The 16053-nt window shown below is 37.1% G+C and carries 16 protein-coding genes; 9 read left to right on the top strand and 7 right to left on the bottom strand.

The window, feature by feature from the left end; translation table 11 throughout:
• Positions 1–35 precede the first annotated feature (35 nt).
• The 9 genes from MP478_RS14845 to MP478_RS14805 all read left to right on the top strand — a co-directional run bounded on the left by MP478_RS14845 (position 36) and on the right by MP478_RS14805 (position 6993).
• Positions 36–1235, top strand: a complete 1200-nt coding sequence (locus MP478_RS14845; protein ID WP_257200871.1) for a beta-ketoacyl synthase — start codon at positions 36–38, stop codon at positions 1233–1235.
• The gene (locus MP478_RS14840; protein WP_257189731.1) at positions 1232–2293 is read left to right on the top strand and encodes a beta-ketoacyl synthase N-terminal-like domain-containing protein; all 1062 of its coding nucleotides are present in this window, start codon (positions 1232–1234) and stop codon (positions 2291–2293) included. The genes MP478_RS14845 and MP478_RS14840 overlap by 4 nt, the downstream gene beginning before the upstream one ends.
• Before the next feature lie 71 nt (positions 2294–2364).
• The gene (locus MP478_RS14835) at positions 2365–3120 is read left to right on the top strand and encodes a polysaccharide deacetylase family protein (RefSeq protein WP_257200870.1); all 756 of its coding nucleotides are present in this window, start codon (positions 2365–2367) and stop codon (positions 3118–3120) included.
• Positions 3113–3739: an outer membrane lipoprotein carrier protein LolA gene (locus tag MP478_RS14830; protein ID WP_230032454.1), complete on the top strand. Its 627-nt coding sequence runs from the start codon at positions 3113–3115 to the stop codon at positions 3737–3739. Before MP478_RS14835 ends, MP478_RS14830 begins: the two co-directional genes overlap by 8 nt.
• On the top strand, positions 3705–4346 hold the full coding sequence (locus MP478_RS14825; RefSeq protein ID WP_257200869.1) for a hypothetical protein: 642 nt from the start codon (positions 3705–3707) through the stop codon (positions 4344–4346). Before MP478_RS14830 ends, MP478_RS14825 begins: the two co-directional genes overlap by 35 nt.
• Before the next feature lie 3 nt (positions 4347–4349).
• Positions 4350–4961: a porin family protein gene (locus MP478_RS14820; RefSeq protein ID WP_257200868.1), complete on the top strand. Its 612-nt coding sequence runs from the start codon at positions 4350–4352 to the stop codon at positions 4959–4961.
• A 4-nt stretch (positions 4962–4965) separates the two neighbouring features.
• Entirely contained in the window at positions 4966–5346 is a 381-nt protein-coding gene (locus tag MP478_RS14815; RefSeq protein WP_257189727.1) for a 3-hydroxyacyl-ACP dehydratase, read from the top strand.
• Positions 5343–5819, top strand: a complete 477-nt coding sequence (locus tag MP478_RS14810) for a hypothetical protein (RefSeq protein WP_257200867.1) — start codon at positions 5343–5345, stop codon at positions 5817–5819. The genes MP478_RS14815 and MP478_RS14810 overlap by 4 nt, the downstream gene beginning before the upstream one ends.
• A 4-nt stretch (positions 5820–5823) precedes the next feature.
• A complete protein-coding gene (locus tag MP478_RS14805; protein ID WP_257200866.1) occupies positions 5824–6993 on the top strand; it encodes a DUF2062 domain-containing protein in 1170 nt (389 codons plus the stop codon).
• 57 nt (positions 6994–7050) lie between these two features.
• On the opposite strand, the gene MP478_RS14800 is transcribed toward MP478_RS14805, so the two are convergent.
• The 7 genes from MP478_RS14800 to MP478_RS14770 form a co-directional block, all read right to left on the bottom strand.
• Entirely contained in the window at positions 7051–9693 is a 2643-nt protein-coding gene (locus tag MP478_RS14800; protein ID WP_257200865.1) for a T9SS-dependent M36 family metallopeptidase, read from the bottom strand.
• A 160-nt stretch (positions 9694–9853) separates the two neighbouring features.
• On the bottom strand, positions 9854–10219 hold the full coding sequence (locus MP478_RS14795; RefSeq protein ID WP_257200864.1) for a hypothetical protein: 366 nt from the start codon (positions 10217–10219) through the stop codon (positions 9854–9856).
• Positions 10216–11901: a C45 family autoproteolytic acyltransferase/hydolase gene (locus MP478_RS14790; protein ID WP_257200863.1), complete on the bottom strand. Its 1686-nt coding sequence runs from the start codon at positions 11899–11901 to the stop codon at positions 10216–10218. The genes MP478_RS14795 and MP478_RS14790 overlap by 4 nt, the downstream gene beginning before the upstream one ends.
• A gap of 12 nt (positions 11902–11913) precedes the next feature.
• Complete coding sequence (locus MP478_RS14785) at positions 11914–13431, bottom strand: NAD(P)/FAD-dependent oxidoreductase (protein ID WP_257200862.1); 1518 nt, start codon at positions 13429–13431, stop codon at positions 11914–11916.
• A 147-nt stretch (positions 13432–13578) separates the two neighbouring features.
• A complete protein-coding gene (locus tag MP478_RS14780; RefSeq protein ID WP_257200861.1) occupies positions 13579–14463 on the bottom strand; it encodes a lipid A biosynthesis acyltransferase in 885 nt (294 codons plus the stop codon).
• Between the two features lie 110 nt (positions 14464–14573).
• Positions 14574–14828 (bottom strand): acyl carrier protein, encoded by a 255-nt coding sequence (locus tag MP478_RS14775; protein WP_257200860.1) that lies wholly within the window; start codon positions 14826–14828, stop codon positions 14574–14576.
• Between the two features lie 4 nt (positions 14829–14832).
• A complete protein-coding gene (locus tag MP478_RS14770) occupies positions 14833–16053 on the bottom strand; it encodes a beta-ketoacyl synthase (RefSeq protein ID WP_257189719.1) in 1221 nt (406 codons plus the stop codon).

Below are 16053 nucleotides of genomic sequence, written 5' to 3'. Positions count from 1 at the left end.
TCTTACATTGATACATTGTTACATTACCTAATAAAATGAGCCAAAAAATTGCCATAACAGGAATGGGCATCATTTCCTCTATTGGAAACAATGTGGAGGAAAATTTTATTTCACTACAATCCGGGAAACACGGAATTTCAGATATCCAGATGTTTGAAACCCGCCATGCCGGAGCCATTAAAACGGGTGAAGTAAAATTATCTAATGAAGAACTTATACAAAAGCTTCAGCTTGATGAAGACAATAATGTAACAAGAACTTCTTTATTAGGAATGGTTGCCGCAAAAGAAGCAGTAGAAAGTGCCGGAATTTCAGAGATCAACGGATACAGAACCGGATTGATTTCTTCTACCAGTGTAGGAGGGATGGATATCACTGAAAAGTATTTCTACTCTTATGAAAACTTCCCTGAAAAGCAAAAATATATTGACGCTCATGATGCCGGAAATTCCTCATTGGCGATCGCGGGTTATCTGGGATTGAAAGGCATGGTTTCTACTATTAGTACCGCCTGTTCATCTGCAGCCAATGCCATTATGATGGGGGCCAAGCTGATTAAAAACGGAGTTTTAGACCGCGTTATTGTTGGAGGCACTGATTCTCTTTCGAAATTTACTTTGAATGGATTCAATACACTGATGATCCTTACAGATTCTTATAATACTCCTTTTGACAATGATAGAAAAGGGTTAAACTTAGGAGAGGCAGCCGCTTTTTTGGTGCTTGAATCTGAAGAAATTGTAAAAAAAGAAAACAAGAAAGTTCTTGCTTACCTTTCCGGTTATGGAAATGCTAATGATGCCCATCATCAGACGGCTTCTTCAGAAAACGGACAGGGCGCATTTTTAGCCATGCAGCAGGCACTTAAGGTTTCAGGATTAGCCAAAGAAGATATAAACTATATCAACGTTCATGGAACCGCCACTCCTAATAATGATTTATCGGAAGGAATTGCTATGATCAGAATCTTTGGCGAAAACAAGGTTCCTGAATTCAGTTCCACGAAAGCATTTACAGGACATACCCTGGCAGCAGCAGCCGGGATTGAAGCTGTTTTTTCAATCTTAGCCATGCAAAACAGTCTTATTTTTCCAAATCTGAACTTTACGACGAAAATGGCAGAATTTGATTTAACGCCTGTCACTGAACTTAAAAAGAAGGATATCAATCATGTGCTTTCCAATTCATTTGGATTTGGAGGAAACTGTTCCACTTTAATATTCTCAAAATCATGAGTTCCGTTTACATCAACAGTGCATCCTGCATATCTGTTCAGGACACTTTAAACGAAAATATCCTACAGAATCTTGCCCCGGAAAGTTCGGTACAAATGCTCAAAGCGATAGAACCTAATTACAAGGAATTCATTCCGCCTGCTATGATCAGGAGAATGTCTAAAACCGTAAAAATGAGTTCCGCAGCTTCACATTATGCTTTACAGGAGGCAGGAATTACGATGCCTGACGCCATTATTGTAGGAACCGGAATGGGATGCTCCCAGGATTCTGAAAAGTTTTTGAAAAATGTGATTGATAACCATGAGGAGTTTTTAACACCTACATTTTTTATCCAGTCTACTCACAATACCGTTTCAGGGCAAATTGCTCTGGCACTGCAGTGTCACGCTTACAATTTCACCTATGTAAATACCTCTTCATCACTGGAGTTTTCATTACTGGATGCTCAGCTTCAGATCAAAGATGGAGAAGCTGAAAATATCCTGGTGGGCTCTACCGATGAACAGACCGGCAGAACTATGGAACTCTACTGTCTGCACAATATCATTAAAAAAGAAAAAGACCTTCCTGCTGATTATTTACATTCTACAACGGATGGAGTGATCTGGGGCGAAGGAGCCAGTTTTTTTGTGGTAGGAAAAAATAAGACAGAGAGTTCTTATGCAAAGCTTACCGACATTCAGATCATCAATACATTAGAATTGAATGAGACTCAGGGTTTTATTCAGGATTTTTTAGCTAAAAACAATCTATCCGGTAATCATATTGATGTGGTCATTTTAGGCTTTAGTGGAGATGAAGCTTCAGATACTTATTATAAACAAGCAATGGATGTATTTCCGGATTCAGCTTTACTCTATTACAAACATCTGAGTGGAGAATTCAATACAGCCAGTGGTTTTTCAACTTTTCTGGCCTGTCATATTCTTAAAGAACAGCAGATTCCGGAGGTAATGATGATCAACGGAAATACAAAAAGTGAAGTAAAAAACATACTTTTATATAATCATCTGGCAGGTTCTGATCATAGTCTCGTATTACTGGAAAAAGCTTAACTGAAGTGAAAGCAAAAGGTTATTCGTAAATTTGCTTATCATACAACGAATAAACTATTAAACAACGAACGATGAAACACTATTTCTTCATTCTATTTTACCTTTTCTGTAACGTTTTTATTTATGCGTTTCATGGAGGCTCTTGGGTATATATAGCATGTTTTCTGGCTTTTTCTGCAGTAGTTGTTTGGGGTTCTTTCCATATTGAACTGGGATATTTCGTCAACAGTATCACCCATAAGCGGACAAGAGCTCAGGAAGTGGCTTTAACTTTTGATGATGGGCCAACGGAATTTACACCCCAATTTTTAGATTTACTAAAGGAGCATCAGATAAAGGCTACTTTTTTCTGTATCGGAAAACAGATTGAAAAATACCCGGAAACTTTTCAGAGAATTATTGAAGAAGGCCATACCATTGGAAATCATACGCTGACTCACTCTAGCACAACAGGTTTTTTATCTGCCTCTAAAATGATTGAAGAGATTGAAAAATGTGATGAAGTGATATACAGAGTCGGGAATATAAAAACGCAGCTGTACAGACCACCGTTCGGGGTTACCAATCCAAATATTGCAAAAGCAATTAAAAGAACCCATAAAAAAAGTATAGGATGGAATGTCCGCTCTTTAGATACCGTTATTGATAATGAAAAGAAAATTTACAGAAGAATAACGAAAGGCTTAAAAAAAGGAAGTATCATCCTTCTCCATGATACATCGGAGAAGACTTACCGTGTACTGGTTAATTTATTAGTATTTTTGGAAGATAAAAAGTATGCAGCTTTTACCATTGATTCAATTACAAATTCAAAGAAAAATGATTAAAAACATTGCTTTCGGAGCATTTTTATTAATATCAGGTCTTTTCTCGGCTCAAAATACAGCAATGTCCGGAGCTGAAGCAAAAGCTTTTGTCTCTAAAGTTTCTTCTGAAACCAAAGAGATCAGAACGCTGCAAAGCGATTTTACCCAAACCAAAAAAATGGACTTTTTGGACAAGAACATCGTGACGAACGGAAAAATGTCATTACAGGCGCCGAATATGCTGAGCTGGAAATATACAAAACCTTATCAATACAGCATTGTTTTTAAAAATAATAAGATATTTATCAATGATCAGGGGAAAAAGTCTTCGGTAGATGCAAAGAGCAAAACGTTTGAAAAGATCAATAAACTTATTGTAGGAAGCTCTAATGGAACGATGTTCAGTGATCCTGAATTCACCGTAACTTATTTTAAGAGCGGAAACTACAATATGGCGAAATTCATTCCAAAAACATCCCAGCTTCTGAAGTATATCAAGCAGATTGAACTGTATTTCCCGAAGAACCAGTCAACAGTTTCACAAGTTAATATGACAGAAGCCTCAGGAGATACTACCCATATTGTTTTCAAAAATACCAAGATCAATGCTTCAATTCCTGCGTCTGAGTTTAGTTTATAGCCTGATGTCAATAGGGATTATTTCCTGTAAGTCTTATCAGCTTACGGATGTAAAACCTGTTTCTGAATCAAAGAAAACGGTTGAAAACCTTTATTTTTCTTCTCCCCAAGATTATGTATACAAGTGTCAGATAGACATTTATAAGAATCATGTAAGTGGTATTCTGATCATCAAAAAAATCAATGAAACGACACACCGGGTCGCATTAACTTCAGATTTTGGAAATAAGCTTATTGATTTTGAGATTTCGCAACATGATTTTAAACTGAATTATGTTCTTCCTGATCTCGACAAAAAGATGGTCATCAATTTTCTTAAAAACGACTTTCGGGAACTTTTAAAAAAGCAATATCCTATCAGTGAAAGTTTTGAGAATGAAAATGCCAAAATTTATCTATCAAAAACCGATCATAAAGGCTATTATTTATTTTTTAATAAAGAAAGCGGCTTACTGAAAAGAGTCATTTATACCAGGAATAATAAGGAAAAAATCGATTTTACTTTTGAGGCAAAAAAGCATATCTTCGCGGACAGCTTAAATCTGCAGCACAAAGATTTTAAGATCAATATAAAACTGGTACAGATAACCGATACGGAAGCAAATTAAAACATGAAAAAACTATATTTCCTGGCTCTTATTTTTTGGGCTGCCTTTTCATCTGCACAGGTAACATTTAGCCTGGGAGTAAGAGGAGGTGCTAATTTTTCACATTTCACCAAGGGTAATGGTGTTCAGGATTACCTGTATTATAATGAAGATACCCATTCTTATGAAGAAGTACAGGCTTCTTATCAATTCAGTAACCGCACCGACTTTTATATTGGATTCTTTGGAAACGTGAGATTAACAAAATTTTATGCTCTGCAGCCTGAATTTAATTATTCAAGACAGGGAGCAAAAGTGGAAAGTTCCGGTAGAAATGACAGAAATGAATATAAAATTTCCTATTTTGGAACTCAGCTGATAAATAAATTTTATTTTAAAAACTTCAATATATTGGTTGGCCCTACAATTGATATTGCTGTAGAGAAAGATTTTGATGCTTCCTATGATTTCGACTTAGGGATTACAGCAGGAGCAGGCTATGATATCACCAAAAATTTCGGAGTGGAAGCCAGGGTAAAACACGGTTTTTTACACACAATCAACAACTACCAGGGTAAACACGCTAATGTTGTTTTCCAGGCTGGAGTTTATTATACTTTTAATCTTAAAAAATAAGATCATGCAGAGCATTCTTACAGATTTTTATACATTAGAGTCATACGAAAAATCAGAAAACGGAAGTTTTATTGCTGATATCAGCTTAAACAAAGATCATGATATTTTCAAGGGGCATTTTCCGGGAAACCCGGTTACACCAGGAGTATGTATGATGCAGATTGTAAAAGAACTTACCGAAGAATTTGTGGGTTCAAAATTATTTTTAAAAACAGCATCCAACGTTAAATTCATGGCAATTATCAATCCTTTTGAGACGCCTGATCTGAAACTTCAGCTGGATATTGATGTAAACGGAGAAGATGTTAAAGTAAAAAACATCACTTCTTTTGGCGAGACTATTGCATTAAAAATGTCTGTAAGCTATAAAAAAATACCATCATGAAACTTATTTTATCTTTCTTAGCGGCATTTATTTTTTTCTTTCAGTCTGATTTGGAAACGGTGAGAAACAGCTATGCCAAAGCCAACGAATCTAATGCCAATACACAAATTTTTATTGATACTGCAGCAAAGCAATCCGGCTCTGATGCGGTAACTTTAGGATACAAAGCAGCAGCTAAGATCATGGAAGCCAAGGTGGCCAAAGGAAACAGAAAATCTATGGTAAAAACAGGCGCTACAAGTCTTGAAAGTATCATAAAAAGCAATCCTAATAATGCAGAACTGCGTCTGATCAGATTAAGCGTTCAGGAAAACATTCCAAAAATAGTAGGATACCGGGGAAGTCTTAAAGAAGATAAAACCTTCCTTCTGAATAATTACAGCAAACAGAATACAGCCCTGAAAAACTATATCAAAAGGTTTGCGATGCAGTCTAAAACCATTACCGGAGCCGAAAGAGCCACTTTAAAATAAAACCATGTCCGTTGCTGAAGTACAAAATGCAATTTCCAAAAAGAAGATCTGCATTTTAATACCCACCTATAATAATGAAAAAACCCTGAAAAGGGTAATTGACGGCGTTCTCAGCTACACCGGAAGTATCATTATTGTCAATGACGGCTCTACCGATTCTACGCCACTTATCCTTTCTCAATATCCTGAAATAACTGTGATTACCTTACCTGAGAACAAAGGAAAGGGAAACGCCTTAAAAACAGGCTTTAGAAATGCTAAGGAATCAGGCTATCATTATGCTATCACCATCGACTCGGACGGGCAGCACTATCCGGATGATATTCCGGTGTTTGTAGAAGCGCTTCTTCAGGAAAAGGAAGATGTCCTTCTTATTGGAAACCGAAATATGTCTCAAGACGGTATTCCGAAGAAAAGCAGTTTTGGAAACCGTTTTTCCAATTTTTGGTTTTGGTTTGAGACCGGAATTAAGCTGGAAGACACCCAATCCGGCTACAGGCTTTATCCTTTACACAAAATTCCAAAGAAATATTTTACTCCTAAATTTGAATTTGAGATTGAGATCATTGTAAGAACCGCATGGAGACATATTCCGGTAAAGAATGTCCCTATAAAAGTTTTGTACGATCCTGCAGAGCGGGTTTCCCATTTCAGGCCTTTCAGGGATTTCACAAGAATCAGCATCCTGAATACAATTCTGGTGACGATTACTTTATTTTATATCATTCCGAGGAACTTCATCAATAATTTCAAAAAAAAAAGTTTTAAAAGGTTCATCCAGGAAGATGTCTTAGAAAGCGACGGAAGCAACCGTACCAAAGCTTTTTCCATTGCACTGGGAGTCTTCATCGGGCTTTCTCCTTTTTGGGGATTTCAGACCCTTCTTGTGATTAGCGTATCGGTTCTTTTCAAATTGAATAAGGTTCTTGCATTCATCGCTTCCAATGTGAGTCTTCCTCCCTTTATTCCTTTTATCATTGCTGCCTCTTTATTTCTGGGCGCTCCATTTGTGGAAGGTGACAGTAATATCCTGAGCCAGGACTTTAATTTTGAGCTGATCAGGAATAATCTCCTTCAGTATGTAATTGGGAGCCTTATCCTAAGCACCACCTTATCTGTAATTGCAGGAATAACCACTTTCCTTTTTCTGAGCAAACTGAATCCCGAGCCTTAAAAAGAAATAACCCCGAAATAAAGTATTTCAGGGCTATTCATATAATATTTTAATGTTCTATTTTGAAACAATAATCTTTTGCGAGTAATCAATTGTGTTATTTTTGATTTTTACAATATATACTCCGTTGATCAACTTATCAGCACTAATTTTAGTCTGCTTATTAAGATTAATATTTTCCGTAGTCATCAATTTTCCTGTAAAATCATAAATAGACACTGTAGTGATTCCTGAGGCATTCATTCCGTCAGGTACCTGTATGGTAAATTCGCTTTTTACCGGGTTAGGATAAATAGAAATACCCTTAGAAGCAGAAGCTTCTTTTACCGCAAGGTTGGCACATTCTGCAGGTACTGTAAAATCTTCTACCTGATCATTGATATCCGGTAAAGGCTGGTTGGCACCGATCACTAATCCGTTAAGGTTGCCCGCCGATGCATTAACACCTAGCCCTCTTTTTGCAAACGCACTCCAGATCATACATTTATTCTCCCCATTTGTTGTTGCCTGATCGGCTGCCAGAATAGCATCCCTTCCCTGTGCAAAGGTGGGATTACACTGCTGTAATTTAAGGGCATCCATTACCAGCTGAAGAACTTTTGCACTTCCACTGTTAGGATTCGCTAAAACATCACTGCTGTATCCATATTTCTCAACATATTTCCAGTTAAGATCCCATAGCATGGAAGCCCAGATAAATCCAATACTATGAACATCCGGTACGGTAACAGCAGTTCCATTGATACTACCATTAGTCTTCATCCCATTGGTACGCCCGTAGGTATAGTTATTAACTGCAAAATCCGGAGAATACTTGGCAGGTCTTATCCCCGCTCCGGTTGTTGTTTCTCCTGAAGAGAATGTTCCCACTCCTCTTGCTATAGAAGCATTATCCCCCGGCTTTGTAGTTAACATCAAGGCAAAGAAATCAGACCATCCCTCTCCCATTTGCTCATTGGAGGTGGGATAAGATAAACAAGAGCTTCCTGTTCCTGTAAGGCGGTTAGAAATTCCATGTCCATATTCATGACTGATAATACCATTATCTAAACTTGCATCTTTATAGACTGCCTCGGTCTTCAATGTAGCGTTACTTACAATGCCATTATTCAAATCATTGACTAAAAACTGTCCTTCTGATTTTCCAACCATAATGGTAGGAATTGTAATGGTACTATCATCACCTCCCAAACCTATTGGCTGGTCACTGCTTGGATGATACTGTATAACTCCTATTGCTCCCGCATCTTGAAGATTTTTTGTTTTATTGGAAAAATTACATCCTGCGGCACTTACTACAGCTATTTTGCCAGTAAGACTTCCTGGTGTTACAGCAGTACAGGCATCAGCCGGTACGGAAAGAGCTAAATCACCGGTTACCGGTGCTCCACCGATAAGCTGTGGACCAAAATTAGCTGTTCCAGCTGCCGGTGTTCTTGCTACATAATTTGTAGGGGCATTATAATAAAGATATCTTGCTCCATTGGGAACAAAAAGATACATCTGCATCCTTCCGCTGGTTCCGTCAACTCCCGGATTAAAGTTAGCATTATTCAGACCACTGCCATCTCTTGATTCAGCCAAGACAGGATCATTTCCGGCACCTCCTTTTCCAAAGTTATTTTTTTGATAGTTTCTTGCGGTTTCTGTAAATCCGAACTTATAAAATACATCATGCATTTTATTGTTAACGTAAAACAGATTTGTAACCGCTGCAGAGGTATAATTTTGTTGCATTAACGTAACATCCACCGGGAAATCAAAAGCTCTTGCAGCTCCTCCGTCAGGTGAAAACTGTGGTGTATTGAGATGCAATTCATCAGTATAGGCAAAAGCATTATTACCTCTTGTAATGGTATAATGATTGGTTCCGTCAGAATGCCATCCTTCAGGGGATGCTGTCAGATCCCAAGGGTTGGTAAGCAGTGTTCTACTTCCAAAAGTAGGCGCCTCAACAGGAAATGCAAATACGTTATAGGACGCATTATCAGGAGCCAGCACAAAATTGGTTTGTTGTTGCTGAACGACTGCATTATTAAATGAAACGCCTGCAGGCTGAGTAGCCCAATCTGTCTGAGACAAGCTTTGTGGAAGCTGTTCAAAAGCATCTGTATGGAAATCACAGGAAAGGGTTGTATTCTCCTGGTATAGAACAGAACCGTCTTCTGTGCTTACAACAACATTCCATACGTTGCTTGTCGCTTTTTCTTCAATATAAAACTGATACCCAAGTAATAAATCCCCTCCTTTTGCAAAATAAACCGCATTAGCCTTTATTGGCTCTTCTTTTCCTTCGCTATTTTTCACAGTAGCAAGTCCTTTAAACTTTTTAGCTGTTTCCGCAATAAAAGTATCTTTTTTAGAACTTTCACTTCCTCTGATCCCTGCAATTGTTTTAACAAAAGTATCTGCAAAGCTCAATACCTTTCCTTCTCTTACCAAAACGTTTGCCGAGCTTCCAAATACGGGAATCCCATTCACGGTCTGCTGTATTCCTACAACATCACCTTTCAAACTTGTAGAGGGATCTACATTGATGATCTTAAAAACTTTAAGTTTTTCATCAACTCTCTGGAAAGAGCCTTTTTCAGAATTAACATAATCTTTTATTACTTGTTCATACTTCTGAGCGGAAAGTGCTCCAAAGCCAAAAAAAGAACAAAGCAATAAAAACTTAACACTAAGTCGAATTTTTTTCATTGATTCTACTTTTAACTGGTATTATTATAATTATTTCACCAGTTAGTAGAGAAAACCATAAAAAGGTTACATAGTTTTCAAAAGAATAGGTAAATAGCTTAATTAAAATGTATTTAAATCCTATTTTTTATAAAATAATAATGATTTAAGTCAAAATAAATTATTTATAAACAACATCGAAAAATGATAAAGGGCTCATCATGATTGTGACAAATATGGAAAGAATTACTAAAATCATCTGGATGGTATGATAGGTTTTTTCACGGTCATTTTCATTGATCTCAAAGGTAAATTTAATCTTATCCGGTCTTCTGATAATCAACCAGGTAAAGATAAGAATGATCAAATTTAATACTACCGGTAAAAACAGAAATATTTTGCTCCCGTACTCATCTTTTCTTCCTCCATAGCTGTGAATCGGTATAATTTCCGGAACGGAGCTATATACTGAGAGAAGATAAACAGAATAACACAGAATAATGACAATGGGAATGCAGAACAAGACTTTTATATATTTAGGGATCATTTCAGTTTCTTTAAAGTTTTTTTCAGAAATTTCTCAGTGTCCTTCCTATCAGGTACTGTTGTAATTTCTTTTGTCAGGGCTTTTTCAAATTCCGTCTTTGCTTTTGCATACTCTTTCCTGTAAAAATAATATTTTCCAGCCATATAATATACTTTCCAAAAATCGGGATTTAAAGAATGATAGCGGGTAATATAGCTATCTGTAAGAAGCTCACGATTTTGAATCGCATCGTTTATTTTTGTATTCAACACTCTGTATTCCTCATAGTTTTTAAACTCCTGAGATTCTACAAAGGGATCCTTCCCAATATTGAGCTGTGATGTTGAAAAATCGCTATGCTGTAATCCTTTATCTGAAAATATGGTATTCAGATCATAACATACGAATTCTCCCAGCTGATAAGGATTTGAAGATACCCAGACCAATTTCTTCTGAGGAGAAAATATAACTGCATGATGTGCCAACAACTGATTCAGAGATTTTTCGTTTCCATAGCCAATACTTTCACCATGTAACCCTGATCTGTTTCTTAAAATGGAAGCCATTTTCTGTGGAGTAAGTTTTTTTTCCTCCTGAAGAAGCTCCTGCAGTTTTTCATACCTATATTCTGAATGGCTTTCTTCAATATGTTTCTGATTCTTTGTATCATCTTTATAAGCCTCAGATTGAAAATGATTAGTACAAAGAACCCTGCTTGTATTTTGTACGCTGTAAACTCCAAAGTTTTTGGGAGATACTTCAATGATTACTGCCTTTTTATCATGAGCACTTCCGACCAAAATGGATTCTGAAACGAAAACCTTTCTTTTTTTTGCAATATCAACGGCTTCGTCTATATTTTTTGCATACTGTAAGATCTCTCTCGTCACCAAAGAAATAGGGGTTTTGGCTGTTAAAGGAATTTTTGATTTCCCTGCATTGATGGTCACCGTAATTCCTTCTTTATTCATCCCCGAGACTACTCCTATCATCCCCGGCCAGCTTACTGACATATAAGGAATTCCATCTTCCGGTTCTACAAATTCCACCAGCTTATTTTTCGCAAAATCATCACCTACATAAAAATCAAAATTCCGTCCTATCAGAAGATCTCCATCTTCTGTATTTTCATTCCAGACAGCCAGTGAAGAGCAGCCAACCATGGCCAGATCCTGCATAGCATGTCCAATATCATGCGCTCCATGCAGGTAAAGATTCCGTAAATATTTTGGGGCAATAAAGTCATATTGATCTGAGGAATACTGTGATAATCCATACAATTCGGCCTGGTAATCTTCTCTTACATTAAGATACATTTTTCTGTTGTACCATTTTAAAAAGCCTCTCAACAACTTCTGTCTGAATTTTGAAGGGACAAATCCTTCCACCTTCGAAAAGAAAATTGCCTCCTGCTTCTGCATAAGATTTTGTGTTAAAGCCCCATTATTATACCCTAACTGAAGCGGATTTCCTGTTATATAAAGCTCCCAGAGCTGCTGCTTATTTTTAGTCAGATAATTGTGCTTAAAGCTAAAGGTCGTATCATTTATTATATTCACTTTTGGAATTTCCAGTGAATATTGTTTTACATCGGGAAGATGATGAACAGATTTTGATACTCCGCATGAGATCAGAATGCAACAAAAAAGAGCATACAGAAAAAGTCTTTTATAGAACAGAGGGTTGGTATCAGCTTTTTTCACGTTGGGTTCTTATTACATCATTTGACTTAAATGTCTGTCTATCGTTTCTTTGCCTACAATTTCAGAGCAGGTATTGAAAGCTCCGATAGTTACCCCTAAAATCCCGTGCATATTTACAGACTGACCTGTAAGAAACAGATTATCTATTTTAGTGCGTGGAGAAACCATCGTTTTAAGCGGGTTTTCTGAGTTTTTCATGTAACCATACATATTTCCTTCAAAACTACCAATATAATCACGATAAGACAACGGTGAAGAAGTATATATTTTTTTGACAGCCTGTTTAAGGTTGGGAATTTTCTTTTCCAGGGCATCAAGCATTTTCTCTGCTTTTGCCAGCTTAAACCTTTCATACTGTTCTCCTCTTTCGTGATCATCAGCTACTGTATTGAATGTGTGTTCCCAGTCTTTAACCTCATCAAAGTCCATATAGGAAATAGCCGTCAGGCTTTCTGCAAACCCAGGATAGCTCCTGGACGGTGATGCCGAAAGCATATAGGTTTCCGGCCATGCTTCTTTTCTGTAACGGAAGGCACTCCAAACCTGTTCCCCTGAGGAATAATGGTATATATTATAATTAAAATCCGGAAGTGTATGTGGCTTTAAGACCAGATATACACTGAAACATGATGGAACAGGCTGCCAGCTTAAAACCCTGTTGAGAAAAGATTTTTTTAACCGTTCTTCTCCTATTAATTTAATCGTAGAGCGGATTTCAATATTTGAAATTATTTTTTTTGCTGTGTATTCTTTACCTGGAGCGGTTTTCACTGAGGTCAGTACATTATTTTCATCAAAAATAAACCCGGTTACTTCGGTATGTTTATGAACTTCCGCCCCATACTGACGAAGCTTCCTGATCAATAATTTTGAAATCTGACTTCCCCCTTTTACACATTTGTAAGCACTCTGGATATAAGAGTTTACCGTTAAAGCATGAACATAAAAAGGAATATTGTCAGAATCTCCGGCATAAAGGAAATTAGAGCCTAATAACACCGATTGCAGTTTTTTATCTGAGGTCACTGATTCTATAAATCTTCGGGTATTCAGATGCAGAATTTCTTCATTGTAACTATCTTTCCCCACTACATTATATCTTGGGAACTGGCTGCATACATATTGAATTTCTTCACAGTAATTTTCAAGATTTTCTCTTTCGTTCGGAAAATAGACCGATAACTGCTCAACAAAGTTCTGATATCCTTGGGCATGTGGATATTCAATAGGATCATCACCAAAGGAGATTCTGTCATATCCGTCTTCATCCATTTGCTGGAGATCCAGATCATCCATAATTTCCAGATAGGAAAAAAAAGTGTTTAGATTTTGTCCCTTTGACAGCCCACCCAAATAGTGAACTCCCGTATCAAAGATGAGCTTATCCCTTGAAAAAGTCTGTAAATTGCCTCCGTACTGATTGTTTTTCTCCAATACACATACTTTAAGCCCTTCTTTCGCCAAAATAAGAGCCGAAACAAGACCTCCCAATCCGCTGCCGATTACAAGTATGTCATATTCTTTCTTCAAGGAGAATGTATTTTAATTTAGAAATTAAGAATGTTCATCAAAAGATGATCTGCCTCCGGTCCTTTAGAGATCAATAGACAGGCTAATCCTGATTTTAATCTAATTGGTTTCAGTTTTTGTTAGTTTTCAGGGATAAAAATAGAAAAATTAATCAACATCATCCCAAAAATCAAAATAATTAAACCATTGGAGCGGATATTTTCTAACCATGGTCTCCAGATTTTGAACATAAGATTGTAAAAGCCCCTGAGAATCCCTGTTTTTAATATTCTGGGCAGTTCTTGCATAGAGATGATAATGAAGGTTATTTTCTTTCATTACATACACATATACTACAGGAACTCCCAATCTGGAAGCAATAAGAAAAGGGCCTGCCGGAAATTTTGCACTTTTCCCCAGCAATTCGGCTTCCAGGTATTTGGATCCTTCAAAATAACGGTCGCCGGTAAAGCAGATCAGTTCATTATTTGATAATGCCTGATTAATCTCAAAGATATGCGACATATCTTCTCTGACATAAATAAATTTAATGGAACTCTCTTTTACGGCAACACTTTCCAGATACTCTTTGATCACGGTAACCTCCTGATCTGTAGTCACCAGATTGATCTGGCAGTCAAAATCTATATCTGCAAAAAAATGTTCTGCAATTTCAAAATTACCGATATGGGCACTGATCAGAACACCTCCTTTTTTCGCGGCTAAAAGGTTTCTGAGATTTTCAATCCCATCAAATTCATAGGTGTATTTTTCTCTTAATCCGGCAGAAATAGCTGTTTTGTCAATCAGTACTTTTCCGAAAGTGAAATAGCTGTGAAATACGGAGCGTAAAGCCTTACCATATCCGTAGTTTAATCTTTTTTGAAAATAATAAAGGATGTATCGGTTGCTTTTTTTCTGGAACAGAAAGTAATAAGCAGCCACAAAATAAAGAACAACATATGAACTCCTGATTCCGATATTTCTAATACACCAAACGAATATTCTGTATCCTGATACCGTTCCTTTAGATTTACCTTTCCATTTGTTCATATATACAATTTACCGGTGTAACGGTATACCAATGTAACAATTATTTTAATTTAAAAAATGCACAGTATGCATACATTGATACATTCAATTAATAAATATTTATTCAATAATTAAGCGTTTTTTTCAGTAATTTTATGTTCAATGGTTGTATAAAAATCATCAAATGTCACCATTTTCTTGAAGTCGGCTTCTCCTAATTTCACTCCGAAATTGGATTCAATCACAACAACCATATCGATATAATCTAAACTGTCTAAGCCTAATGTAGTTTTAAGATTGGCCTCATTACTGATTTCGTCTCCGTCTACCTCGAATTCATTTACCAGAAAATCGTTAACGATGGCCACTATTTTTTCCCTTTCCATGTTTTTAATCAAATTTTTTAACTATTAATGCAGAATTGGTTCCCCCAAACCCAAAAGAATTCGACAAAAATACATCAATTTTTTGATTTTTTGTTTTGGAGACTAAATTTATCTTTTGAGCTTCATTATCAGGATTTTCAAGGTTAATATTGGGAGCTACAAAATCATTCTGCATCATCAGAATAGAGTAAATAACTTCACTTGCCCCTGCCATCCAGCATTCATGCCCTGTCATAGATTTCGTAGAGCTTACGGGAACTTCACTTCCGAAAATCTCATAGATAGCCTTTGCTTCGTTAGCATCTCCAATAGGCGTGGAGGTAGCATGAGCATTAATATAATCAATATCTGAAGCCGTTAATCCGGACTGTTGTAAAGCTCGCCCCATTGCTAAAGCCGGCCCGTCAATATTAGGAGTTGAGATATGCCCTCCATTTGAAGAAAAGCCGTAGCCTATAATTTCAGCAAGGATAGGAGCACCTCTTCTTTGTGCTGATTCTAAGCTTTCTACAATTAAAGTAGCCGCACCTCCACTTGGTATCAAACCGTCTCTCGCTGTATCAAAAGGTCTTGAGGCTTTTGCCGGCTCGTCTTCTCTTGTTGAGAAAACTCCTAATCCGTCAAAACTTGCCATTGAATATTTATTGGTTTCCTGCGCTCCCCCACAGATGATCATATCCTGAAAACCGTTCCTGATCATCATAAAAGCCAATCCCAGAGAATGCGACCCACTTGCACAGGCTGCGCTGATGGTAAGATTAATTCCTTTCAACTTGAAAATCGTAGAAAGGTTCATGGTCACTGTTGAATTCATTGATTTAAAGATCGCTCCGGATCCCATCAATGTGGTATCTTTTTTTTCCCGGGCAATATCGATAGAATCAACGACCGCCTTGGATACACTGTCATTTCCGTATAAAATTCCAACTTCATGGGTATCTAAAAAAGCTTCGTCAAGATTCGCCTGCTTCAAAGCATCAATGGTTGCAAGATAAGCATATTCGCTTTCTTCTCCCATGCTTACACGCTGGCGTCTGTTAAGAAGATTCTTTAAATCTGGCTTTGGAACCACCCCCGTAAGACCTGATCTGAAACCGAAATTTTTTCTGTCTTCATCTAAAACAATACCGGATTTTCCTTGATATAGGGATTCCCTGACCTCTTCTAAAGACGTCCCGATGCAGGAATAAATTCCCATTCCGGTAATCACAACCCTATTTTCCAT

Source organism: Chryseobacterium sp. WG14 (assembly GCF_024586945.1).
Classification (GTDB): Bacteria; Bacteroidota; Bacteroidia; order Flavobacteriales; family Weeksellaceae; genus Chryseobacterium.
The sequence above is the reverse complement of the archived record's forward strand: the minus strand, read 5'-3'. Positions and strand labels throughout refer to the sequence as shown.